Source organism: Janthinobacterium sp. 67, from assembly GCF_002797895.1.
GTDB lineage: Bacteria > Pseudomonadota > Gammaproteobacteria > Burkholderiales > Burkholderiaceae_D > Janthinobacterium.
The window spans coordinates 3,580,929-3,602,314 of record NZ_PGES01000001.1; the positions used below are offsets into that span (position 1 = coordinate 3,580,929).

Here is a 21,386-nt window from a genome sequence, read left to right on the forward strand (position 1 = left end):
GCGGTAAATTATCAAGTCGCGAGGCACCTCGTATTCTCTACGATGCGGGGGCCACTGGAATGAATTTATGAGTTTGGTAAGGGCCATCAGCCCTATTCTCGATCTGATGCCTAAAACCTGCAGTCCAAGACCGATACTGTTCTGCCAGCTCCGCTATTCGTACTGGATCATCGCCAGTAAAAATATATTTTTCCGCCATCACCACTGTACGACGATTAAACTCGCGCACTTCGTCTGATGTCGCCTGCAATTCGGCATGCGATCCTGGGCAATTGTCCAACTGTATCAGAAGCCGACTGGTCAGGGGCAATGACACTTGTATGCCCATAGTGGAAGGGCCAGCACCGCGATGGCGATACTGCAGGTCCGCATGGTAGAGCGCCACAGGTTGATCCGACGTAACAAAGGACTCACCAAAAGGCGCTTGGTACAAGGTCATGCGCATTTGATAGAAAATCTTCAGGATATCTTTGTCGAAAGCTGATTTAAGCATGACGCGCAGGCACTCAGCATTCGTAATCTCTACAACGATGTTTTTTGCGATCAATGCTTTTTCATAACCCGTAGGTCGTGAAGGAAGTTGCCCCCTACGTTCGAGTTCCCGTAGTTGAACCATCAGTACCGCTTGTTTTGAGCTATCGACATGGTCTTTCATCGCGGGAATACGCATGCGCATCAACGCTAAAAAATCGACCAAATCTCGCCTCGTCTCTGGTGCCCTTATGCCATGGAGTTGCACTTCTTTCAGCACAGTATTCTGGTAGCCCTCAAGACCAGCCAAGGATTTTTCAAGAAATTGCGGATCCTTCACGCCCTCGATGTCGTTTGTATGAAAGTTTCGAAGATAGCCCACACTGTCAACCGTGCCTGGAACAACAAGTGATTTCTTCTTATAAATCTGAAAGATCGCGCACTGATTGGGCGAAAAACCGCGTAGATAAAACTGCGGCAGATAATGATGCTTTATCGGCTGATTGGGCTTTTTGGACGGATTCATAAATGGTCGTGCCGATGGTGAATATCAGGGTAATGGGGATGCGCATGGCGCAACGGCACATGTTGATGCGCATGCACATGCGGTTCCTTGCCATCCCAACTGTCGTCATGCGTGTGCTGGTGATGGGCATCGTGGCTGTGCGCGTGCGTGTGGAACATCGGCTCATGCTCATGATCGTGCTCATGCTTTTCCGTCAAATGCAGCCAAATACCGGTGGCCATCAATGCTGCGGCTAGCCAGAACAACGGCCCGGGAATATCGCCCAGCATGAACAGCGAGATGACCGCGCCGACAAATGGCGCCGCCGAGAAATAAGCGCCTGTGCGGGCCGTCCCCAGATACCGCAAAGCCAGCACGAACATGACAAGACTCAATCCATATCCGCAAAAACCGACCAATCCCGCACTCAGGGAGATGCTGACGCCGGGCAAGGTGTAACCCAGGGCCAGGGCGATGGCCAGGTTGACGGAACCGGCCACCAGTCCCTTCAGGCCTGCAATTTGCAAGGCATCGCTGGCCGACACCTTGCGCGTCAGGTTGTTGTCAATGCCCCAGCACAGACAGGCGCCGACTATGGCGATCGCCCCCCAAGGCACGCCAAGCTTGGGCACTTGTTCCCACGACAGCAGGATGCCGGCGGCGACGATCAGCAGCATGCCGATGAAAATGCGGCGGTCGAAATTTTCCTTGAAGACGAACCAGGCAAGCATCGCTGTGAGTACGCCCTCGATATTGAGCAGTAACGAAGCCGAAGATGCGGGCGTGAGCGTCAGGCCAAACATCAGCAGGACGGGCCCGGCAATGCCGCCGAAGGCGATCGCCCCCGCAAGCCAGGGCAGATCCGCGCCCGTTAATGTTGCCGGCTTGTCCTGACTGTTGCGGGTGAGCACGGCGCGCACCACGAAGCAAGCCAGCAAGCCCAGTCCGCTGCCCAGGTACAGCATGCCAGCCAGAGTCACGGGAGCGACCTGCCCTACCAGCGTTTTGGCAAAGGGCGTGCTGGCGCCAAACAGGGCTGCCGCCAGCAAGGCATACACGACACCTTGATGCGTGCTGTGACTGGTTGAAGACGATGAAGAAGTCATGCCATGCTTTCGTGGTGTGTCGTTCTGCCTTGTCTGCCAGTATGCACGATCTGGCACACGCTGGCTTTGCGGCCCTCACATGCGGACCGGTGCGGGCCGCATGATAGTTAAACTGAAGACAAGGTCGGCGTTGGCCAGATTTGTGCCAGTAAAGTAATATCGACTCAATATTTAGTAATGAAGTCTACATTTCTTGTAAATATCATTACCATGATATATGCTGCGATCATGAAAACCATTCCTCAAAATTGGCTGCTGCTCGTTGTGAGCCTGCCGACCGATAGCGCGACCGCCAGAATGCGCATTTGGCGTGCTTTGAAAAACCTGGGTTGCGGTGCATTGCGCGACGGCGCCTACCTGCTGCCCGACCGCGCTGCACAACAGCAACAGTTGAGCGAACTGGCAGCGGAAACCTTGCGTGAAGGCGGTAGCGCCTGGCTATTGACAGTCCAGGCCCAGTCCAAAAGCGATAACGAAGCATATTGCAGCCTGTTTGACCGCAGCGCCGAAATGACCCAGTTTGTCGAGGCACTCACGCGCATGCGCCGCACGCTGGATGGACTTGCACCGGCGGACATCAACCGTGCTTTGCGCAAGTTGCGGCGCGAGTACGATGCCCTGTGCGCCACCGATTATTTTCCCTCACAAGCCAGCGCGCTCACGCAGGCAGCCTGGATGGACTTTGTCCACGTGGCCGAAGCCTTGCTCTCGCCCGGAGAACCTGAAGCCACCAACGCGCAGATCGTTCTGCTCGATGCCGCTGCGTTCCAGGGGCGCCTTTGGGCCACCCGGCGCCACCTGTGGGTCGACCGCGTGGCCAGCGCATGGCTGATTCAACGTTTTATCGATCCGCAAGCCCACTTTATATGGCTGGACAAGCCAGCGGACTGCCCGCCAGATGCACTGGGTTTTGATTTTGACCAAGCCAGTTTCACCCACGTCGGCGACCGCGTGACATTTGAAGTGCTGCTGGCCAGTTTTGGGCTGGGTCACGATACTGGCCTTCTGCGTCTCGGTGCCATGGTGCACACGCTGGATGTCGGCGGCACCTTTGTGCCGGAGGCGAGCGGCTTCGAGGCCATGCTCAGTGGCGCGCGCCAACGCGCCAAGGACGACGACCAGTTGCTGCAAGAGATCAGCCTGGTACTCGATGCCCTGTATCAGCACTTTTCCTCTGAACCGCAGGCTCCCGCATTGCCGGCCTAAAGGATCCTCCATGAAGATAATTGACGCCCAACCAGTTCGTGCCAGCTACACGCTATGGCAGATGATCGTGTACATGTTGCGCCTGGGCAGCCTGGGCTTCGGCGGACCAATTGCGCTGGTGGGCTATATGCACCGCGACTTGGTCGAGCAGCGCGGCTGGATTACGGAGGCCGACTACAAGGAAGGCCTGGCGCTGGCGCAGATCGCGCCAGGCCCGCTTGCCGCGCAGCTGGGGATCTATATGGGCTACGTCCATTACCGGCTGCTCGGCGCCACCCTGGCCGGCCTGGCGTTCGTACTGCCATCGTTTTTCATGGTCGTCGCGCTGGGCTGGGCGTACATGCGCTTTGGCGGCCTATCCTGGATGCAGGCCGTGTTTTATGGTGTGGGTGCGGCAGTGATCGGCATCATTGCCATCAGCGCCAGGAAGCTGACGATCAAAAGCATCGGCAAGGATAAATTGCTGTGGGCCATCTACCTGTTGCTCGCCGGCGTGACCATCGTCACCGAATCCGAGGTGGCTTGGCTGTTTATCGCGGCCGGCGTGCTGGTGTGGCTGGTGCGCGCCCCGCCAAAGGGCCTCATGAAAGGCGGCGGCTTGCAGGCGATCGGCATGGCACAGCTGCCAGCGGCACCGGGCATATGGGGCGTGGTGGATGTGTCGCAGTTGACGCAAATCGGCATCTTCTTTGCCGAAGCGGGTGCCTTTGTGTTCGGTTCAGGCCTTGCCATTGTGCCGTTCCTGTATGGCGGTGTGGTCACCGAGCACCATTGGCTGACCGACAGGCAGTTTGTGGACGCCGTCGCCGTCGCCATGATCACCCCAGGGCCCGTCGTCATCACCGTCGGCTTTATCGGCTACCTGATCGCCGGTTTCCCAGGCGCCGCTGTGGCGGCCCTGGCCACCTTCATCCCCTGCTATCTGTTTACCGTGATTCCAGCACCGTACTTTAAAAAATACGGCAAGTTGCCAGGTGTGCTGGCCTTCGTGGACGGTATCACCGCCGCCGCCATCGGCGCCATCACCGGCTCGGTGATCGTCATCGCCAAACGCTCAATCATTGACATCCCGACTGCCTTGATCGCCGTGGCCGCCATGGTGCTGTTGTGGAAGTTCAAAAAGTTGCCGGAGCCCGTCGTGGTGGCCACCGCTGCCGTGGCGGGTCTGCTGATTTATCCATTGCTGCATCACTAACCGAATGAAACGGAAAGCTATCTGCCTCGGACTGGTAATGGCCTTCTCTGCAAGTGCCACCGCCAGGCCGTCCGCTACACACCGCGTCGTTGATGAAGGTGCGTTACGCGCCATGTTTGCCGGCCATGCGTTGAGCGACGGTACGCATTACACCTACCAATTCCAGCGCGACGGCAGCTTGACCGGTGCTGAAATGGGCCGCGACGTACAGGGCCGCTGGCAAGTCATGGCACACAGCATGTGCCTGAGCTGGATTAAACCTGTCGGGAAACGTGAATGCTACGAAGTGCGTATGGCAGGCGGCGAAGTTCAATTATCTCGGAGTGGTCGCGAGATGTACTTTGGAACCCTAGCGCGGCTCATCGCCCCGGCGTAAGCGGCGCCGAGGGGCCTGGATGCACAAATTTATAGTCTGCTCGCTAGGGCTCGCGGTTCTTGTTGGTCCTGTCAGCCTGAGCGTGGCCGATTCATGTAGTACTCATTTTTGAGGAGAAACACAATGTCACATCAATATTGTCGGAAATTGGGCTTGGTCGCGTTGCTTGCCATGAGCATGGGGGCACTGCACGCCGAACCACAGGAAAATCTGCTTGCCGCCTTGGGCAAGGGCAAGCTGACGCTGTTGGATGGGGTACGTCAGGCGAACAAGGATGGCGGCGTGGCGCTGTCGGCCAAGTTCGAGTTCGATGACGCCGGCAAGTTGTCGCTGTCAGTGTACTCGGCTGGCAAGGGCCTGGGCGCTGCGCCTGACGAGAACATCCTGCAAGAACTCTCTGGCAGCCCCGAACAAAGCCAATGGAAGCCCGAAGTTGAAGTGTTCAAGGATGCGCCGCATATCGCGCGCTCGTCGGAGCAATTAACTTTGCTGTCATTAACGCGGGTAAGCCTGGCGGATCTGATCGCTAAAGCGCAAAAAGCACAGCCTGGAACGGTCTATTCAGTAACACCGGGCATCAAGCAGCACAAGCCTGTCGCTCAAGTACTGGTCGCCAACGGCAGAAAAGTCACCGAGCTGACCTACAGCCTGCTCAACGGAGCGCTGATGGATACGCGACATCAGTGATTGAAGGGGACCGCGCGCCAGTTTGCGCCGGTCACCGACTAATGCAACGCAAAGGAGTCCGCAATGTCATCATCACGCCGCCAATTCATGCAAGCATCCGCCGCCGTAGGCGCCGGAATCGTTGCCGCACAGTTGCCCAACGCAACTGCCAAAGAAGGGAGCCATACCATGGACCAGTTGACCGATGCCAGCGGAAAGTATGCGGTGGGGCCGCTACCGTTTTCCTATGATGCGCTAGAACCGGTGATCGACGCTAAGACCGTCGAACTGCACTACAATTTTCACCACAAGCCGGCGGTTGCGGCGGCCAACAAGGCCGAAGAGGCATTGGCCAAGGCGCGCGAGAGCGGTGATTTCAGCCTGGTAAAACACTATGAGAAGGAACTGGCCTTCCAGTTATCCAGTCATCTGTTGCACACAATCTACTGGTCGAATTTGTCCGGCAAGGGTGGCCAGCCGGCTGGGATGCTGGCCAAGGCGATCAATACCGAATTCGGTTCCTACGACAAGTTCAAGGCGCACCTGATCGCGGCGAGCACGGCGGTAGAGGCATCGGGCTGGGGCATGCTGGCATACCACCCAGGCACAAAAAAGCTGATGATTTTGCAGTGTGAGAACCATCAAAAGCTCACCGCCTGGGGCGTCCAGCCGTTGTTGCTGCTGGATGTGTTCGAACACGCCTACTACCTGAAATATCAGAACCGCCGCGCCGAATATCTGAACAACTTGTTCACAATCATCAATTGGGACAACGTGGCTGCACGTTTCGATGCCGCCCGCGCATGAGGAGAGCATCATGCAATGGATCACCCGAGAACACCCTAAAATCGATCGCATAGCCTGTCCGTGGCTAATCGAGCGCTTTGTCGACCAAGAGGCGGAGTTCTTGTACGTGCCCGCCGGTGAGGTACTACGCCTAGCTGCGGAAACGGGAGCGATCCCATATGACGTACCGGACGTGGAGTTAACCCATGTCGGCGAGTTGTGTAGTTTCGACGCGTTTCTGGAAAAGTACAAGCTGACCGATCCCGCTCTGCAGAAACTTGCCGTTATCGTGCGCGGCGCCGACACCGCGAGGTTGGATCTGAGTCCGCAGTCGGCCGGGCTATACGCACTCTCGTTGGGCTTGTCGAAGGTGTTTTCCGATGACCATGACATGCTGCGGCATGGCCTGGTGATGTATGACGCCTTGTATGCGTGGTGCCGTGACTGCCAGGGTGAAACGCACAACTGGCCACCTAACATGAACTGAAAAAGTAGTGGTCCGGCGGAATGAATTGACACTGGAGGCTTACCGCTGCAGCGTCACGCGTTCCGATCCGGTCCTCGGTACGGCCTGGAACGTGAAAGTCGGTCTTGTTACATAGCGCTGACGCGATGGTGTAGGTATGATTAGTGATATCCATTTCCCCATGTAAATCACTATCTGCTTTGATGAGAATAATCACATGCCCGAGTGAGCGCCACGATTCAGTTTAAGATCACTTCAAATCCCAATTCCTTAGTCGGAAGGTCATCTTGACGTTTACTGTAACGGTGAGATTTTTTGATGTTTTGTACTTCTCTTTTCGTATGCATTACTTAAACGATGAAACCAGCTGACTTCAAAACTATTGTAGAACGTTGCTCGACTTTAGGCTTAACGATTTCGCAGGCCCAACTCATGGCCCACGCAGGGGAAGGCTTTGGCCCATTAGATCTTCCACATGTGCTGGGTCTAAACCCGATTACCATGGCCCCCTTGAAGCCCAGAAAGTGGCTTTGGATGGCAGCGCAGACATGCAGCGTAAGCTACCGAAAAACACTCACACCAGAAACTTTGCTTAGTATTCTGACGACCGGTGATGTACCTAAAGAAAATGTTTCCAATATCGTACATCTCCTTCAAGAGGCGCCGGTTCAAAATGTAGTGATGGCTGTGGAACAAGCTGCACAACAGAGTGGCTTACCTGCAGAATTTCTGTGGCGAAACCTGAAGCGGATAGCTTCAATTTGGCAGTGCCATCGCCTGTTCCCGTTGCCGCCTACTGAATCGCCGCGAGTCAAGGATACACACTCGCCCCATAATCCTAGGCAAAGGAGTAGCCATAAATAATGAAAATCGGTACACCGAAAACAGGAGGTGCGGGGCAGTGCTCGCGAACCCAACGGGCACGCCATTGGCAGCAGGAAACTGTGAACAGTACGTCACACTCATCCCTCTTGATCTTCGGGGTAATCTGCTTGAGGAATTGATACCCAGCCATCGCGTTTAATACCAGCACCAAAGCGAATATTTTTGCTTTCGGTTGCCGCCCAGTGTCCGCCACGATGCAACACAGCACGAATTACTGACTTTCGTGGATGATCCTCATCGGCCTTGGCTGAACTGCATATGGCATTCCATGCGTGCTGATCAGGCATCTTATCCAGCCGTGGACCAAGCAACTGATCCAGAATCTCAGTTGAAACATTATGGCGCCCGCCGTGATGAGGTACTTGAAAATACCGAATGCCTGGTAGCATGAGTCCAGCAAATGGCGCATAGTCAATGACTTCTTGTAGCGCTTCACGTCCTGCATCGCCAGTCAACAGGACGCGATGGCCATTTAGGACCGCTGTCTGTACGACGCTCATTTCGTTCTCGCGACTGGTAGGGGCGGGCGGAAAATACTCATCACCCCAAAAGGACTTAATGTAAGCAGTCGCCGCTTCCACTACGTGGAATATGCTACCCAGAACGCCATCAAAGATATTTTCTTCCACAGCTTCTGGTGTTCTATCTGAATCCACAATCAACTCACAGTAGCGGTCAAGTGTAGGTGCCATCACCAGGAATGGCCCAATACTCTGTCCTTGAAGAGGTGCATGAATTGGAATTCCCTTGGCAACGGCGATATCCTCAAGCATCGCTGTAGCATCGTAGATGGAGCGCAACTTGCGTCGCAGTGCCTCGACTGATTCATAGTTTTCAAAATGGTCAATTAAGCGATCCGCGTAAATCCACGGCCTGTTGATCCAGAGATTGCGAACCGTGCACTGCTCCAGAACCTTCCTCAACCCGTTTGCATGGTCACGATCAGGGTGCGTGAGGATCACATTGTCGATGACGGTTGTTCCATAGTAGGTTTTCAGATGTTCAACGATCTGATCCCCCGTATCCAGATACCCTCCATCAACAACGTGTACGCCGGCAGTGCCATTCACGGAATAACGCAGCGCAATTGCGTCGCCACTCTTTGCCGTTTCGACACCAAGAAAGTCAATCTCGAAATAGTCAGCCATACATCCCTCTCGTTTTATACCAACAAATTGCTATTTGTCTGTCCCTACCAGCGATCCACCGCACAGGTGAGACCTGTCGGAGTCCATACCAATGACACGGCGGGAAGACCACCCGCATCCTCTGCAATACCGCGTAGGGTCTTGCGGTCGATACCCGAATGCACACCACCTTTCGGATGGCTATGCCAAGTTCCGATGAAAGTGAGATACCCCAAAGAAGCCTCGTTCGCAGCGCGCAAACCCTGAACGAGTCCGTCAGTTCCGAGAACAAAGCGGGCAGCCTCTCGCACGCTGTCAGCGGGAGCGTCAACGAGGCCTGCAATAGTGATTGTTCGACTTTCAAACGAGATGCGGCCGACTAAGGCTCCACCTGTTTCAAGGGATCCCCACCGCATCGCGTCAGTGTCGATGGCCTGCGCGACCGGGTTCAGAATCCGAATGTTCCAACCACCGTCATCTGCTACTTCAAGCACGGTAGTTGAGCCAAGGCTGGCACAAGTCCATGCCATACCGAGGTCTTCGGCATCAGTGATCCCGGCGCAAAGCACCGCGTCACTTGGAAGCCCATCGATGAGCCAACGTTCCAATTGCAGGCCCGCCAGTGACGCCGATCGCGAAACGATGGCATCGGACATTGGCATAGTCAGGGAACGGCAGTTGTCTCCCACGAAAATGCGCGTTGGCTCAGAAGTTTCCCCTGCTATAGCCACGCGCAATCCCGGCACAAACCGGCAGCGCTCAAACAAGAATGCAGTGAGGTCATCGACGCGACTGGCGCGACCAAGTCCTTCGAGCAAAATCACAACACAACGTCCTTGACCATACATCGTGATCCGAGCTAGCCGGGCCGGAGACTGGTTCAGCGCGGCTGATTGCATTTCTGCAGCAAGCACCTGAAGTGAAGCCGTCGTATCCACGATGAGAGTCGCATCCTGCGGAATGGCAGTAGCAAACTGCGCAGGATCGACCAAAAGAGTCACTGCATCGTTATCGAACGCGCGCGTCTGAGTATGCGACAGCGATTCAAAGGCCGCCTTCATCAACGCTGCCTTTAGCGGCGGGAGCAGCACAGACACCTGTTCGATGAGCGCATGTCGCGCCGAATTGTGAGGTGACATGGATTCGTTATCCACGAAAGTCATCGCACCGAAGCCAGCTCGGCCCAGATGCATCGCGATTTTCGAGCCTAGGCTTCCGCAGCCGAGCATGACCAGTGGTTGCGATGTTGTCGCTGACGAAATGCCAGACGTTCTTGCGAGCAACTCCGGTGATAACGCATGCGCGTGAAAAGCGGGGTGAACCGTAGCGTTTCGCTCCAAAAGTGATTGTGTGTTGAGCTCATAGCGCACCACATAGGGCAGTACCTCGACACTTCTCCCAGGTGAACCAACAAGTGGCACTGGTCTTTGTACAACTAGGATCACAATCGCATACAAGCCATGTGTCCAGCCGCGCGCATCCTGCCGTAGATCCAAGATCGAGCGTCCGTAGTAGCCATCCAAGCCTCGCTCCAAAGCGTCGCGATTGATACCCAGTTCCTCTGCTCGATCAAGCAGTGTCGCGAAATCAACAACCGTTTCTGGTTGATAGTGTCCGATTACATGGGGATGTTCTCTGTCCATCGGAGCCCGCGCGATGAAGGCGACGGTGTGACCTTTTCCCCACTTTCCCAATTTGTCGTCGCATGCTTCCTGATAGAACACTGAATCGACTTGTGCGATCAGTTCCGCATTGACAATGGCGTACAGCCCGCCATCAATCGTCACGTAACCCGCAGGAATTACTAAAATCGCGCCGTCGGCGGGAGCAGCGGCTACGACCTTCTCGGCGCTGAATACAACGGTCGAGGGACAGCTGTCCCGACGTGTTGGTTCCCACCCCTGCTCAAGGTCAAGCAATGTCCCTGCCGCAGCCTTGTGCAACCAATCGATCAATTGATCGACAATGGCGTCCAGACCAAACCGGTGTAGCAGTTCGTCTAACGATCCCTCAAACAGGCAGGGCGATACCAACTGACCTGCGTGGTGGGGATTAATGTGCGGCAAATTGAGCGGAAAATCCGCGCGCAGAAAAACCTGGGGGGCGGATAGGGGCCAGTTACTGCCGAATGTCAGAACGCAGGTCTCGACAGCGCGCACGCCCGTCTCGGATACAGCGCTGCGCCGAGACCTGCTCGGTAACTCGACAGCGACATCAATATCTATCTGCGTCGTTTCACCGCTGGTCCTTAGCTCGCCAACGCGGGCTAGACCGCGGTGCCGCTGAAGCTGATGCAGTGCGTCTGCGATGGCATCTATCATGACGCCCCATGCGGCATAGGAGTACGCGCAGACGTCACCACAGCAGCGGCCTTCGATCCGGCCTCCTTCTTTGGGGGTGGTTGCACGCCCTGAGAAGTGACGGTGAATACAAGTGGTTCCACGGATTTTTCGTTGGGGTATTCTCCAGTGCAATAGAACTGGCCTTTTGCTTTGTCCACGATCGCCACGTACTCACGCTTAGCACGGATGCAGGGCGGATCGCTGTCGTCATCTGCAATCGGCTTGCAACTGGCGACGATGACAGCACCGTCACGGGTTTGCGAAAGCGCCTTTCTGGCGTCGGCATCGAGCTTGGCTTTTTCGCCGAAATCGGACCAACTGTCGTAGGACAGAGAATGCCAGGAACAATGATGTGGTGCCTGCATGATGTCGTACTCAAGCACTTCGACTTCCGCCTTGTGGCGTTGCCACTGGCGGTTCCAGATAAACACCTCGGCATCGCCACCGGTAAGGAATTTCACGCCATCCGGAGTCTGGGCATCAGCGGCCAACGTGATGTTCATGATCACACTGGACTGGTTCTTGACCAGGCACTCTTCTTCCTCTTCGTCATCCTCGGCATCCAGGGGAGCCAGAAGAAAAGCAGAGAAGAATGCAGAACTCTTACCATTGATCGTCGAGAAGCGCGTGTCCACCTTTCGCAAAATCGAGGTGAGATCATCAGTTTTTCCATCGATGTCCTCACCCATAATCTGAATACGGTCACCGTTCCCGACCACGAAATTCTTGTCACGATTCAGTTGCACGCGCCGACGCGCCTCTGTGCTGAATGCTTTGGCGTCATCGCTCAAGGTATGCGTCTTACTAGTGCGGCGAAACACGATCGGGGATGACCACATCTCGCGAATCACGATTTTCTTGTCCTTGTCATCTTTCTTGTCATCCGGATACTTATCCAACGCCCCCAGGTAGAAATGCCGCGTCAGTCCCCGGCAATGATCTTGGTCTGGATGGCTCAACAGGAAAGCATCGACATAGGGCCTGCCGTTCTCATCCTTTTTCAAACGATCTCGCAAGTCCTTGGCGACATCTCGCGCATCCCCGTCGGGATCATCGGCGTCTTGCCTAATGTTTACGTCGATCAGCAACGTCGTTGCGTCCAGATCGCCAAACTTGATAAGGGTCATGTCGCCGTTGTCGACGGGGAAGAAAGTGAGGGTCGTGGGCATTTGGATTCCAGTGGACGGATGGTTAATGATCGCGTATAGTTAATATACGACTATTTTTACGATCCGTCTACTTTTTATGCCCATTTTAATGCAAGAGTCTCCAGTTATAGCCCCTGACCCCGTTGAGCTAAAGGGCCTGAGTTGGGGGCTGGAGCGCAGACTTCAGTTCATTGATTTTCGTCTTCGGTGGGAACGACGAATCAATCGCATGGACCTCACCAACCACTTTGGTCTGTCGACTCCTCAAGCCTCATTGGATATTGCCAAGTACACAGAATTGGCGCCAAAGAACTTGGCCTACGACCGTAGCTCTAAGACCTACACTGCAACGCCAAACTTTCGACCGCTCTATCAACGAAGTTCGGCACAACGTTACTTGGCAGAATTGCTCGCGACCAAAATGGGAATTGTCGAGCCAACCGCCAGCTTTATCGGTTCTGCCCCCGAGACGGATTGGGCTCCATCTCCATGGCGCACGATCAATGAACAGACCGTCGAAGCGGTGGTCAAGGCCATACAAGAACGGATGGCCATCTTGGTAAGCTATCAGTCCATGACTTCCTTGGATGAGTCTGTGCGTCTTTTGTCTCCACATTCACTTGGAAACGATGGATTTCGCTGGCATGTACGTGCGTTTTGCCATAAACGTCAGCGGTTCAGCGATTTTGTGCTCGCACGCATTCTGCGCATCGATGGCTTTGAACCAAGCCATGTAGATGCAAGACAGGATTCACATTGGCAAACGGTCCTTACATTGGTGCTGGCACCGCATCCCGATTTGCCACCTGCAAAAAAACGTGTTTTGGAACTGGATTACGGCATGGAAAATGGACAAGTCCAACTGCCATGCCGCCAGGCTTTCTTATACTACACTCTAAGACGCCTCGGCTTGCATACTAAAGAGGCATCCGACCCTCTCGCGCAGCAAATCACTTTGAAGAACCGCGATGAAATTCAACCCTATATTGATGCATTGTCAGCCCAAGGTTAACTGCCATGACAACTATTTTTGAACTGGTCAAAGACCCCTACGAACGCAAGGCGCGAGTGATTCCTGGCCTTCTTGTGGCTTTGCCGTTGCTCGTTCCCTTGTTGTGCGTCTACGGCGCAAAGCACCCTGTGCTTACAAGCGTGATCGGGCTGCTTGGCGGCTGCGGCGCAATCTATGCGCTCGCAAGCGTAGCCCGTGGGCGTGGAAAGATGTTGGAAGAAGCCTTGGTCAAGAAATGGGGAGGAATGCCAACAACCATTGCCCTGCGCCATCGTGACAAGTTTCTGGATAGTATTAGTAAGCAGCGATACCACACTGCAATTGCAGGTAAGTTGGGTATTGTCATGCCAACTGCAGAAGAAGAATCAGCAGATCACGACAAAGCAGACGACATCTATATTGGTGCAACCAAACGACTTCGAGAACTCACCCGCACAAACAAGCAACTTTTGCTCAAGGAAAACATTGCCTATGGCTTCCACCGCAATATGCTTGCAATGAAATCCGTCGGCATAGTCTCATGTATTTTTGGCATTACATATGGATTGCTAATTGCAAGAATTCTGCAGGTAAATCCGCCTCATTGGATGCCTGTCAATTTCGCCGACCCTGGTCTTGCCGCAGGCTTGACGCTGCTCATCTCGCTCGCACTACTTGCTGCCTGGCTACTGTACTTTGATGAGAATGCAGTAAAAAGAATGGGATTTGTCTACGCAGAGCGTTTGTTCGAATGCCTTCCTTCTTTGACTTCTTCGGCTCCAAGAAAAAAAGGGGCAACCTCTACAAATTAGGTTTCTCCCAATTTGTAAACACACTAGGGTAGCGGCCAGTTGCAGCAGTTTGGCCAGCAATTCGCGCGGCGGTATGGAATTGCTTACATCAAGAACATAACGCCAGACCTTCATGAAATTCGCTGACAATCAATGTCATTCAAGAATATATTAAAATATATCAACGACAAGATGCCCGATCTGGTGGCCATTCAAGAAAACAGCGGGACAAAAAAAATTGGATGAGAATCGTAAATCCTTGATTCCAAAGAGCCACGATTCAAGATTCTATTCCGACGTAACAACACCGCCCGGCACGCCGGACACAGGCATTGTACCCTCCGTGCCGGCGCCGGACCTTCGGCACCGGGTGGACCAGAATACGTTTCAGCCCCCATTTTGCGCAGTTCATCGCATTTCTACTTAGCAAGCGTGTCGGATTTGCTACCTTGTCATCGACAGCACGGCAGCCGCGGCGCGGCAGCCGGCTTTTTCTGTTCCCAAATTAAAACAATCATAAAGGAAACACCATGCGTACCATGCTGGCCCTGTGCTGTGCCGTTGCCCTTGGCGGTTGCGCCATCGTCATCAACCCCAACGATGGCGACGTGCGCCATGCCGAGTCAAACAGCAATGCCATCCGTAAGCGTAAAGCCAGCGCCGTCTTTACCTTGACTACTCCTGCCAGCATGATTTGAGGTTGAGACACAAATCGATTGTGTCCACAAACTCGATTATGGACACAATAATTCAACCAGTCGCAAGACCCTCAAAACGTGGCAGCTACCGGCGCCACTCCGATGAATTCAAGCGGGCCGTCGTCGCCCAGTCGCTGCTGCCTGACGCATCCGTTTCGCGCATCGCCCGCCAGCACAACCTCAACGCCAATCAGGTATTCGCTTGGCGTAAACTGTTCGGAGAAGGCCAGCAGGAATCTGGCAATAATGTCTGCACACTGCTGCCGGTGACGGTGGTGGCGTCGGTCATGGCACAGCCCGTGGCCGAGCAGGCACCAGCGTGCGGCGGCATCATCGAACTGACCGTTGGCAAAGCGCGGCTGCGGCTGGAAGGCGCCGTTGACACTGCCGTGCTGCACCTGGTGTTGCAGCGGCTGCTGCCATGATCGGCCTGCCGGCCCACACCCGGATCTGGATCGTCGCTGGCATCACCGACATGCGCTGCGGCTTCAACGGCCTGGCGGCCAAGATAGAGACGACGCTGCAGGCCGATCCATTCAACGGCCATGTGTTTGTATTTCGTGGCCGGCGCGGCGACATCATCAAACTGCTGTGGTGGACTGGCGACGGCCTGTGCCTGCTGGCCAAGCGGCTTGAGCGGGGCCGTTTCATCTGGCCGCAGGCCAGCAGCGGCACGGTCACGCTGACGCAGGCCCAACTGTCGATGCTGCTCGAAGGCATCGACTGGCGCCAGCCAGTACGCACCTGGCAACCATCGTCGGGCTTGTAAACGTCGGCGCCCTCGCGTAAACTTGGCCCATGCTCAATTCAGCCGATCTGCCCAACGACATCGATGCCCTCAAGGCATTGCTGCTGGCGGCCGAGCAGACGCTGCGTGAGCGCGACACCGTCATCGCCGCGCACGACGAGCTGGTGTCAGGACTGCGCGCGCAACTGACGACGACCGAGGTCGAGATCGAGCATCTGAAGCTGATGATTGCCAAGCTGCGTCGCATGCAGTTCGGTCGCAAATCCGAGAAGCTGGACCACCAGATCGAACAGCTGGAACTACAACTGGAAGACCTGCAAGCGACCGAGGGTGAGGCCGAGCGTGAGCGGCCGCCGGCAGACAAGGCACCGCGCACCAAGTCGGCGCGCAAACCGCTGCCGGAGCACCTGGCGCGCGACGAGCGCGTGTATCAACCGCAGGCCGAGGCTTGCCCGGCCTGCGGTGGCGGGCTGCGCAAGTTGGGTGAGGACGTCGCCGAGCAACTGGAGTTCGTGCCGGCCAGCTTCCGCGTGATCCGTCATGTACGTCCGAAGCTGGCGTGCAAGTGCTGCGACACCATCGTGCAGGCACCGGCGCCAAGCCGGCCGATCGCGCGCGGCATTGCCGGACCGGGGCTGCTGGCCCATATCCTGGTGGCCAAGTTCGCTGACCATCTGCCGCTATACCGGCAGTCGGTGATCTATGCCCGCGAAGGCGTCGAACTGGAACGTGCGCTGCTGGCGAACTGGGTCGGGGCGGCCAGCGCGCTGCTGCGCCCGCTGGTCGAGGCGATCCGGCGCCATGTGCTCGCTGGCGCCAAGCTGCACGCCGACGACACCCCGATTCCGGTCCTGGCGCCCGGCAATGGCAAGACGAAAACAGCGCGGCTGTGGACCTACGTGCGTGACGATAGCGCGTCGGGCGACACCACGCCAGCAGCGGTCTGGTTCGCCTACACGCCGGACCGCAAGGGTATCCATCCGCAAACCCACCTGGCCAGCTTCAGCGGCGTGCTGCAGGCTGACGCCTATGCCGGCTTCAATGCGCTGTACGTCGACGGCACCATCCAGGAGGCGGCATGCTGGGCGCACGCACGGCGAAAATTCTACGACCTGCACGCGGCCAGGTCATCTGCCATCACGACCGAGGCTCTACGACGCATCGCCGAACTGTATGTGATCGAAGCCGAGATACGCGGCAAGCCGCCGCACGAACGACAACTGGCGCGCCAGCAACGATCACGACCATTGCTCGACGAGCTTAATGGCTGGCTACGCGCCACGCTTGAAAAGCTGTCGCGCAAGTCGGACACGGCGGCGGCAATCCAGTACGCGCTGAACCTATGGCCGGCGTTACTGCGTTACTGCGACGACGGCATCATTGAGATCGACAACTCGGCCGCCGAGCGGGCGTTGCGCGGTGTCGCCATCGGCCGCCGCAATTACCTGTTCGCAGGTGCCGACAGCGGCGGCGAGCGTGCTGCCGCGATCTACTCGCTGATCGGCACGGCCAAGCTCAACGGTGTTGACCCCGAGGCCTGGCTGCGCCATGTGCTGACCAACATCGCCGATCATCCGGTCAATCAGGTCGACGACTTCCTGCCTTGGAACTGCGCCGCGCAGCTCCCTTCGGCTTAAACAACACGCCGCTTCCCAGCGGTGTGATGCCATCATCTAGCAAATCAACGCCAGGCTCAAGACGGCGCAGGCTTTACGCTTACTGCCATCCAGGGCAACGAGCAAGTGAGCCGCGACGTGCGCCAGGTCGGCAACATCAGCGTGCTCGACATCGACAGCATGAAACGCATCGATATCAAGATCGACGTGCGCGTCGGGCCGGCGACATCGCTGGTGATCGAAGCGGACAGCAATCTGCAGCCGCGCATCCATAGCGAAGTGAGCGGCAATACCCTGCGCATCTGGAGCGATACGAACATTCGCAGCAGCAATGGCATCCACGTGATCTACACGACGCCGCAATTGAAGAAGATCACCATTTCCGGCTCGGGCCGCCTGGTGGCCAGCGGTTTCAATGGCGACGATTTCAGCCTGGAGCAGCGCGGTTCGATGAAGAGCGAATTGTCGGGCACGGTGGGACGCTTCAACGTGGCCAACAATGGTTCCGGCAGCATCAACGCGGCGGCCCTCGCCAGCGGCAACACGGACGCGGTGCAGAACGGTTCGGGCAACATACAGTTGGGCAGCGTGCGCGGCGAGCGCGTCAACGTGGCGGTCAACGGCTCGGGCAGCGTCAGCGCCAGCGGCGCCGTGCAGCGCATCGACGCCAACGTGAATGGTTCGGGCGACATCAACCTGGCCTCCGTGAGCAGCGACGTTGCCTATTTGGCGAGCAATGGTTCCGGCGACATCGACGTCACCGTCCAGAACGAAGTCAACGCCCGCGCCAGCGGTTCAGGCCGTATCACCGTGCATGGCGATCCGGCCCGCCGCACCCTGTCTGGCAAGCGCGTCAGCATCGTGCGCTAAGCGCGCCCTGGCGACGCACGGGAGCCGGCTTGCTATACTGTCGGCTCCTCACCCGTCCGTTTGAAATCCCATGTCACCCTCTGCCACCCTGGCATGCCGTCCATCGTGCGGCGCCTGCTGCACCGCCCCCTCCATCACCAGCCCGATTCCTGGCATGCCGGATGGAAAACCCGCAGGCGTGCGCTGCGTGCAGCTGGCTGACGACAACCGTTGCAAGATCTTCGGCCAGCCGGAGCGGCCCGCGTTTTGCGGCGGCTTGCAGCCATCCGAGGACATGTGCGGCGACAGCCGCGAACACGCCATCCGCTGGCTCGACGCGCTGGAACGGCTGACGGCGCCCTGAAGGGCGTGGCGGCGGCTGACAGATAACAGTTGACCTCATTTGCACGTTTGCGTATATTCATGCACATTCCTGCACGTTTACAAGTTCGCCATGTCCGCCACCCTGCTCCTCAAACAACGCCATGCGCTGATCCAGCAACAATTGCAAGCCGATGGCCGCGTGCTGGCGCTGGACCTGGCGCGCCAGCTTGACGTTTCCGAAGATACGATACGCCGCGACTTGCGCGAGATGGCGGCGGCCGGCCTGTGCCAGCGCGTGTATGGCGGCGCCCTGCCGCTGGCGCCCGACGGCGGCACTTTGACGCAGCGCAAGCAGGAAGCGCCCGAGCGCAAGGCGCGTCTGGCGCAGGCGGCCGTGTCCCTCGTGCGCGCGGGGCAGGTGCTGTTTCTCGACGCGGGTTCGACCAACCTGGCCATCGCCAGCGCCTTGCCGCCGTTGGCGCTCACTGTCATCACCAACGCGCCAGCGATCGCCATGGCGCTGATGGAACGTCCGGAAATCGAGCTGATCATGGCTGGCGGCCGGGTCGACCGCCGTGCCGGCGCCAGCCTGGGGCCGCAGGCGCTGCGCACAGTCGAGCGCATGCATCCCGACCTGTGCTTCCTCGGTGCTTGCGGCGCCGATGCGGACGCGGGCGTAACGGCCTTTAATTACGACGAGGCCGAGTTTAAGCGCAGCATCGCCGGCGCCAGCAAGGCGGTCGTCGTGGCCGTCACCAGCGACAAGCTGGGCACGGCCGCACCGTTCGGCGTACTGGCCACGGGCTTGCTGCAGCACCTGGTGCTCGAAGCCGATGCCGATGCGGTCCACGTTGCCGCCTTTGAACGGCTGGGCGTGCAAGTATTGCGCGCCCACGCCTGATTTTATCCACCCCGACTCTTGAAAAGCTCCCCCATGCATCTCACCGGCACCCTGCAACAACGCGCCACGCGCCTGGTCTTTTTCGCCGCCGGCCTCGGCATGGCCGCCTGGGCCCCGCTGGTTCCCTACGCCAAGTCGCGCCTGGGCCTCGATGAAGCCACGCTCGGCATTTTGCTGCTGTGCCTGGGCGCAGGCTCGCTGTGCGCGATGCCGTTTACGGGCATGCTCACGGCACGCTTCGGCTGCCGCAAGGTCATTGTCTGCGCCGGCCTGCTGCTGACGGCCGTGCTGCCCGGCCTGGCGCTGGCCGCCACGCCGCTACAGCTGGGCCTGGTGCTGCTGGTGTTCGGCGCGGCCATGGGCACGTTCGACGTCGCCATCAATATCCAGGCCGTGGTCATCGAAAAGGCCAACGGCGGCGCCATGATGTCGGGCTTTCATGCGCTGTTCAGCGTGGGCGGCTTTGCCGGCGCGGCCTGCATGGCCCTGTTGCTGTGGCTGGGCTTGTCTCCTGCCTGGTCCTGCGCGGTGGTGATGCTGCTGCTGTGCGGCGTGCTGGGCGCGGCGCAAGGCCATCTGCTGCCGACGGCATCCGCGACCGGCGAAAAGACGCCGCTGTTCGTCATGCCGCACGGCGCCGTCATTTTCATCGGCCTGCTGTGCTTTATCGTCTTCCTGGCCGAAGGCGCCATCCTCGACTGGAGCGCCCTGTTCCTCACCACCACGCGCGGCGTGGAAGAAGCCAAGGGCGGCCTCGGCTATGCCGCCTTCGCCATCGCCATGACGGTGGGACGCTTCACGGGCGATAAGGTGGTCAGCCGCTTTGGCGGCAAGCGGGTGCTTACTTTTGGCGGCCTGTGCGCGGCGGCAGGCTTCTTCCTGGCCGTGCTGGCGCCGCATGCCGGCCTGGCCATGTTTGGGTTCGTGCTGATCGGCCTGGGCGCGGCGAACATCGTACCCATCCTGTTTACGGCGGCGGGCCAGCAACATGCCATGCCGGCCAGCCTGGCCGTGGCAGCCATCACCACCATCGGCTATGCGGGCATCCTGGCCGGCCCGGCCGTGATCGGTTTCGTGGCGCACGCCACCAGCCTGAATATCGCCTTTGCCATGCTGGGCGCCGCCCTGCTGCTGGTGGCGGCCAGCGCGCGCCTAGTGGCGCCAGAAAAACAGCTATCCTGATCGTCCCTCCGCCTGCCGGACGGCGCGAAAAAAGCGCCGCCCGGCAGCGCCCAAATCGGCTAGCCGGGCCTCCGGCATGGTAAGCTTCGACCCCGCGCACATTGCTGGCGCCACGCACTCACCCCATCCTGCCACTTATACCCGTTTATACACCTATGGATCTCATTCTTGCGTTAAAAGCCATCATCATGGGGCTGGTCGAAGGTTTCACCGAATTCTTGCCGATTTCGTCCACCGGACATCTGATCCTGGCCGGCAGCCTGCTCGACTTTACCAAGGATGTCTCGAAAGAAGTCATGGATGTCTTCGAAATCGCCATCCAGGCCGGCGCCATCCTGGCCGTGTGCTGGGAATACCGCCAGCGCATCGGCAAGGTGCTGACCACCTTCGGCAGCGAAGCGAAGTCGCGCAAGTTCGTGCTCAACGTGGCCATCGCCTTCCTGCCGCTGGCCATCATCGGCCTGGCAATTGGCAAGATGATCAAGCATGCGCTGTTCAAGCCCGTGCCCGTGGCCATGGCCTTCATCATCGGCGGCATCGTGATTTTGCTGGTGGAGCGCCGCGCGCGCACCAATCCCGTCACCGTACGCGTCAACTCGGTCGATGAAATGACGCCGTTCGACGCCCTGAAAGTGGGCTGCGCGCAGGCGTTTGCGCTGATCCCCGGCACCAGCCGTTCCGGCTCGACCATCATCGGCGGCATGCTGCTGGGCCTGTCGCGCAAGACGGCCACGGAATTCTCGTTCTTCCTGGCCATCCCGACCCTGCTGGCCGCCACCGCCTATTCTCTGTACAAGGCGCGCGACATCCTGTCGGCCACCGACGTGCCCCTGTTCGGCCTGGGCACCGTGGCGGCCTTTGTCTCCGCCTTCCTGTGCGTGCGCTGGCTGCTGCGCTACATCAGCTCGCACGACTTCACGTTTTTTGCCTGGTACCGCATCGTGTTCGGCTTGCTGGTGTTGGCCAGCGCCCACTACGGCTGGGTTGTTTGGGCAGAATAAGGCACC

The 21,386-nt window shown here is 57.8% G+C and carries 22 protein-coding genes; 17 read left to right on the plus strand and 5 right to left on the minus strand.

Annotation, left to right across the window (positions count from 1 at the left end):
* Positions 1-37: 37 nt before the first annotated feature.
* Together CLU90_RS16070 and CLU90_RS16075 are read right to left on the minus strand one after the other, a co-directional pair.
* Positions 38-997: a DUF4238 domain-containing protein gene (locus tag CLU90_RS16070; RefSeq protein ID WP_086147240.1), complete on the minus strand. Its 960-nt coding sequence runs from the start codon at positions 995-997 to the stop codon at positions 38-40.
* Positions 994-2,082 carry a DMT family transporter gene (locus tag CLU90_RS16075; protein WP_086147239.1) on the minus strand — a complete coding sequence of 363 codons (1,089 nt, stop codon included), beginning with the start codon at positions 2,080-2,082 and terminating at the stop codon, positions 994-996. The genes CLU90_RS16070 and CLU90_RS16075 overlap by 4 nt, the downstream gene beginning before the upstream one ends.
* Positions 2,083-2,310: 228 nt before the next feature.
* Between CLU90_RS16075 and CLU90_RS16080 the strand changes: the two genes are divergently transcribed.
* The 6 genes from CLU90_RS16080 to CLU90_RS16105 all read left to right on the plus strand — a co-directional run bounded on the left by CLU90_RS16080 (position 2,311) and on the right by CLU90_RS16105 (position 6,798).
* On the plus strand, positions 2,311-3,288 hold the full coding sequence (locus CLU90_RS16080; RefSeq protein ID WP_100429480.1) for a chromate resistance protein ChrB domain-containing protein: 978 nt from the start codon (positions 2,311-2,313) through the stop codon (positions 3,286-3,288).
* Positions 3,289-3,298: 10 nt separating this feature from the next.
* Positions 3,299-4,483, plus strand: coding sequence for a chromate transporter (locus tag CLU90_RS16085; RefSeq protein WP_172404838.1), 1,185 nt, complete (start codon positions 3,299-3,301; stop codon positions 4,481-4,483).
* 37 nt (positions 4,484-4,520) lie between these two features.
* Positions 4,521-4,859, plus strand: coding sequence for a hypothetical protein (locus CLU90_RS16090; protein ID WP_100428376.1), 339 nt, complete (start codon positions 4,521-4,523; stop codon positions 4,857-4,859).
* A 123-nt stretch (positions 4,860-4,982) separates the two neighbouring features.
* Positions 4,983-5,546: a hypothetical protein gene (locus CLU90_RS16095; protein WP_157808837.1), complete on the plus strand. Its 564-nt coding sequence runs from the start codon at positions 4,983-4,985 to the stop codon at positions 5,544-5,546.
* 63 nt (positions 5,547-5,609) lie between these two features.
* Positions 5,610-6,332, plus strand: a complete 723-nt coding sequence (locus CLU90_RS16100) for a superoxide dismutase (protein WP_086147236.1) — start codon at positions 5,610-5,612, stop codon at positions 6,330-6,332.
* A gap of 10 nt (positions 6,333-6,342) precedes the next feature.
* Positions 6,343-6,798 (plus strand): chromate resistance protein ChrB domain-containing protein, encoded by a 456-nt coding sequence (locus CLU90_RS16105; protein ID WP_086147266.1) that lies wholly within the window; start codon positions 6,343-6,345, stop codon positions 6,796-6,798.
* A gap of 941 nt (positions 6,799-7,739) precedes the next feature.
* On the opposite strand, the gene CLU90_RS16115 is transcribed toward CLU90_RS16105, so the two are convergent.
* The 3 genes from CLU90_RS16115 to CLU90_RS16125 are packed head-to-tail and all read right to left on the minus strand — an operon-like array spanning position 7,740 to position 12,300.
* Positions 7,740-8,810: a ComEC/Rec2 family competence protein gene (locus tag CLU90_RS16115; protein WP_086147235.1), complete on the minus strand. Its 1,071-nt coding sequence runs from the start codon at positions 8,808-8,810 to the stop codon at positions 7,740-7,742.
* A 44-nt stretch (positions 8,811-8,854) separates the two neighbouring features.
* Positions 8,855-11,110, minus strand: coding sequence for a ThiF family adenylyltransferase (locus tag CLU90_RS16120; protein ID WP_086147234.1), 2,256 nt, complete (start codon positions 11,108-11,110; stop codon positions 8,855-8,857).
* Positions 11,107-12,300 (minus strand): metallohydrolase, encoded by a 1,194-nt coding sequence (locus CLU90_RS16125; RefSeq protein ID WP_100428378.1) that lies wholly within the window; start codon positions 12,298-12,300, stop codon positions 11,107-11,109. Before CLU90_RS16125 ends, CLU90_RS16120 begins: the two co-directional genes overlap by 4 nt.
* Before the next feature lie 208 nt (positions 12,301-12,508).
* On the opposite strand from CLU90_RS16125, the gene CLU90_RS16130 reads away from it, so the two are divergent.
* The 11 genes from CLU90_RS16130 to CLU90_RS16175 all read left to right on the plus strand — a co-directional run bounded on the left by CLU90_RS16130 (position 12,509) and on the right by CLU90_RS16175 (position 21,380).
* Positions 12,509-13,291, plus strand: a complete 783-nt coding sequence (locus CLU90_RS16130; protein ID WP_226935452.1) for a WYL domain-containing protein — start codon at positions 12,509-12,511, stop codon at positions 13,289-13,291.
* A 5-nt stretch (positions 13,292-13,296) separates the two neighbouring features.
* Positions 13,297-14,082, plus strand: coding sequence for a hypothetical protein (locus CLU90_RS16135; protein ID WP_086147231.1), 786 nt, complete (start codon positions 13,297-13,299; stop codon positions 14,080-14,082).
* Positions 14,083-14,591: 509 nt separating this feature from the next.
* Positions 14,592-14,759 carry a hypothetical protein gene (locus tag CLU90_RS29350; protein ID WP_157808838.1) on the plus strand — a complete coding sequence of 56 codons (168 nt, stop codon included), beginning with the start codon at positions 14,592-14,594 and terminating at the stop codon, positions 14,757-14,759.
* A gap of 38 nt (positions 14,760-14,797) precedes the next feature.
* Positions 14,798-15,184 carry an IS66-like element accessory protein TnpA gene (tnpA, locus tag CLU90_RS16140; protein ID WP_100427870.1) on the plus strand — a complete coding sequence of 129 codons (387 nt, stop codon included), beginning with the start codon at positions 14,798-14,800 and terminating at the stop codon, positions 15,182-15,184.
* Positions 15,181-15,528: an IS66 family insertion sequence element accessory protein TnpB gene (gene tnpB, locus CLU90_RS16145; protein WP_100427869.1), complete on the plus strand. Its 348-nt coding sequence runs from the start codon at positions 15,181-15,183 to the stop codon at positions 15,526-15,528. Before tnpA ends, tnpB begins: the two co-directional genes overlap by 4 nt.
* Positions 15,529-15,557: 29 nt before the next feature.
* Positions 15,558-17,144 (plus strand): IS66 family transposase, encoded by a 1,587-nt coding sequence (gene tnpC, locus CLU90_RS16150; protein WP_100427868.1) that lies wholly within the window; start codon positions 15,558-15,560, stop codon positions 17,142-17,144.
* 105 nt (positions 17,145-17,249) lie between these two features.
* On the plus strand, positions 17,250-17,993 hold the full coding sequence (locus tag CLU90_RS16155; RefSeq protein WP_100428379.1) for a head GIN domain-containing protein: 744 nt from the start codon (positions 17,250-17,252) through the stop codon (positions 17,991-17,993).
* A gap of 70 nt (positions 17,994-18,063) precedes the next feature.
* The gene (locus tag CLU90_RS16160; protein ID WP_100428380.1) at positions 18,064-18,336 is read left to right on the plus strand and encodes a YkgJ family cysteine cluster protein; all 273 of its coding nucleotides are present in this window, start codon (positions 18,064-18,066) and stop codon (positions 18,334-18,336) included.
* A 90-nt stretch (positions 18,337-18,426) separates the two neighbouring features.
* Entirely contained in the window at positions 18,427-19,197 is a 771-nt protein-coding gene (locus tag CLU90_RS16165; RefSeq protein WP_092711925.1) for a DeoR/GlpR family DNA-binding transcription regulator, read from the plus strand.
* 33 nt (positions 19,198-19,230) lie between these two features.
* Complete coding sequence (locus CLU90_RS16170; RefSeq protein WP_100428381.1) at positions 19,231-20,379, plus strand: MFS transporter; 1,149 nt, start codon at positions 19,231-19,233, stop codon at positions 20,377-20,379.
* Positions 20,380-20,534: 155 nt separating this feature from the next.
* Complete coding sequence (locus CLU90_RS16175) at positions 20,535-21,380, plus strand: undecaprenyl-diphosphate phosphatase (RefSeq protein ID WP_092711929.1); 846 nt, start codon at positions 20,535-20,537, stop codon at positions 21,378-21,380.
* Positions 21,381-21,386: the final 6 nt, after the last annotated feature.

Coding starts and splice junctions, on each gene's coding strand:
- CLU90_RS16170 (WP_100428381.1), top strand. CDS start 19,231: ATGCATCTCACCGGCACCCTGCAACAACGCGCCACGCGCCTGGTCTTT.
- CLU90_RS16105 (WP_086147266.1), top strand. CDS start 6,343: ATGCAATGGATCACCCGAGAACACCCTAAAATCGATCGCATAGCCTGT.
- CLU90_RS16120 (WP_086147234.1), bottom strand. CDS start 11,110: ATGATAGATGCCATCGCAGACGCACTGCATCAGCTTCAGCGGCACCGC.
- CLU90_RS16070 (WP_086147240.1), bottom strand. CDS start 997: ATGAATCCGTCCAAAAAGCCCAATCAGCCGATAAAGCATCATTATCTG.
- tnpB (WP_100427869.1), top strand. CDS start 15,181: ATGATCGGCCTGCCGGCCCACACCCGGATCTGGATCGTCGCTGGCATC.
- CLU90_RS16075 (WP_086147239.1), bottom strand. CDS start 2,082: ATGACTTCTTCATCGTCTTCAACCAGTCACAGCACGCATCAAGGTGTC.
- CLU90_RS16090 (WP_100428376.1), top strand. CDS start 4,521: ATGGCCTTCTCTGCAAGTGCCACCGCCAGGCCGTCCGCTACACACCGC.
- CLU90_RS16085 (WP_172404838.1), top strand. CDS start 3,299: ATGAAGATAATTGACGCCCAACCAGTTCGTGCCAGCTACACGCTATGG.
- CLU90_RS16135 (WP_086147231.1), top strand. CDS start 13,297: ATGACAACTATTTTTGAACTGGTCAAAGACCCCTACGAACGCAAGGCG.
- CLU90_RS29350 (WP_157808838.1), top strand. CDS start 14,592: ATGCGTACCATGCTGGCCCTGTGCTGTGCCGTTGCCCTTGGCGGTTGC.
- tnpC (WP_100427868.1), top strand. CDS start 15,558: ATGCTCAATTCAGCCGATCTGCCCAACGACATCGATGCCCTCAAGGCA.
- CLU90_RS16100 (WP_086147236.1), top strand. CDS start 5,610: ATGTCATCATCACGCCGCCAATTCATGCAAGCATCCGCCGCCGTAGGC.
- CLU90_RS16160 (WP_100428380.1), top strand. CDS start 18,064: ATGTCACCCTCTGCCACCCTGGCATGCCGTCCATCGTGCGGCGCCTGC.
- CLU90_RS16165 (WP_092711925.1), top strand. CDS start 18,427: ATGTCCGCCACCCTGCTCCTCAAACAACGCCATGCGCTGATCCAGCAA.
- CLU90_RS16095 (WP_157808837.1), top strand. CDS start 4,983: ATGTCACATCAATATTGTCGGAAATTGGGCTTGGTCGCGTTGCTTGCC.
- CLU90_RS16125 (WP_100428378.1), bottom strand. CDS start 12,300: ATGCCCACGACCCTCACTTTCTTCCCCGTCGACAACGGCGACATGACC.
- CLU90_RS16130 (WP_226935452.1), top strand. CDS start 12,509: ATGGACCTCACCAACCACTTTGGTCTGTCGACTCCTCAAGCCTCATTG.
- CLU90_RS16175 (WP_092711929.1), top strand. CDS start 20,535: ATGGATCTCATTCTTGCGTTAAAAGCCATCATCATGGGGCTGGTCGAA.
- CLU90_RS16080 (WP_100429480.1), top strand. CDS start 2,311: ATGAAAACCATTCCTCAAAATTGGCTGCTGCTCGTTGTGAGCCTGCCG.
- tnpA (WP_100427870.1), top strand. CDS start 14,798: ATGGACACAATAATTCAACCAGTCGCAAGACCCTCAAAACGTGGCAGC.
- CLU90_RS16115 (WP_086147235.1), bottom strand. CDS start 8,810: ATGGCTGACTATTTCGAGATTGACTTTCTTGGTGTCGAAACGGCAAAG.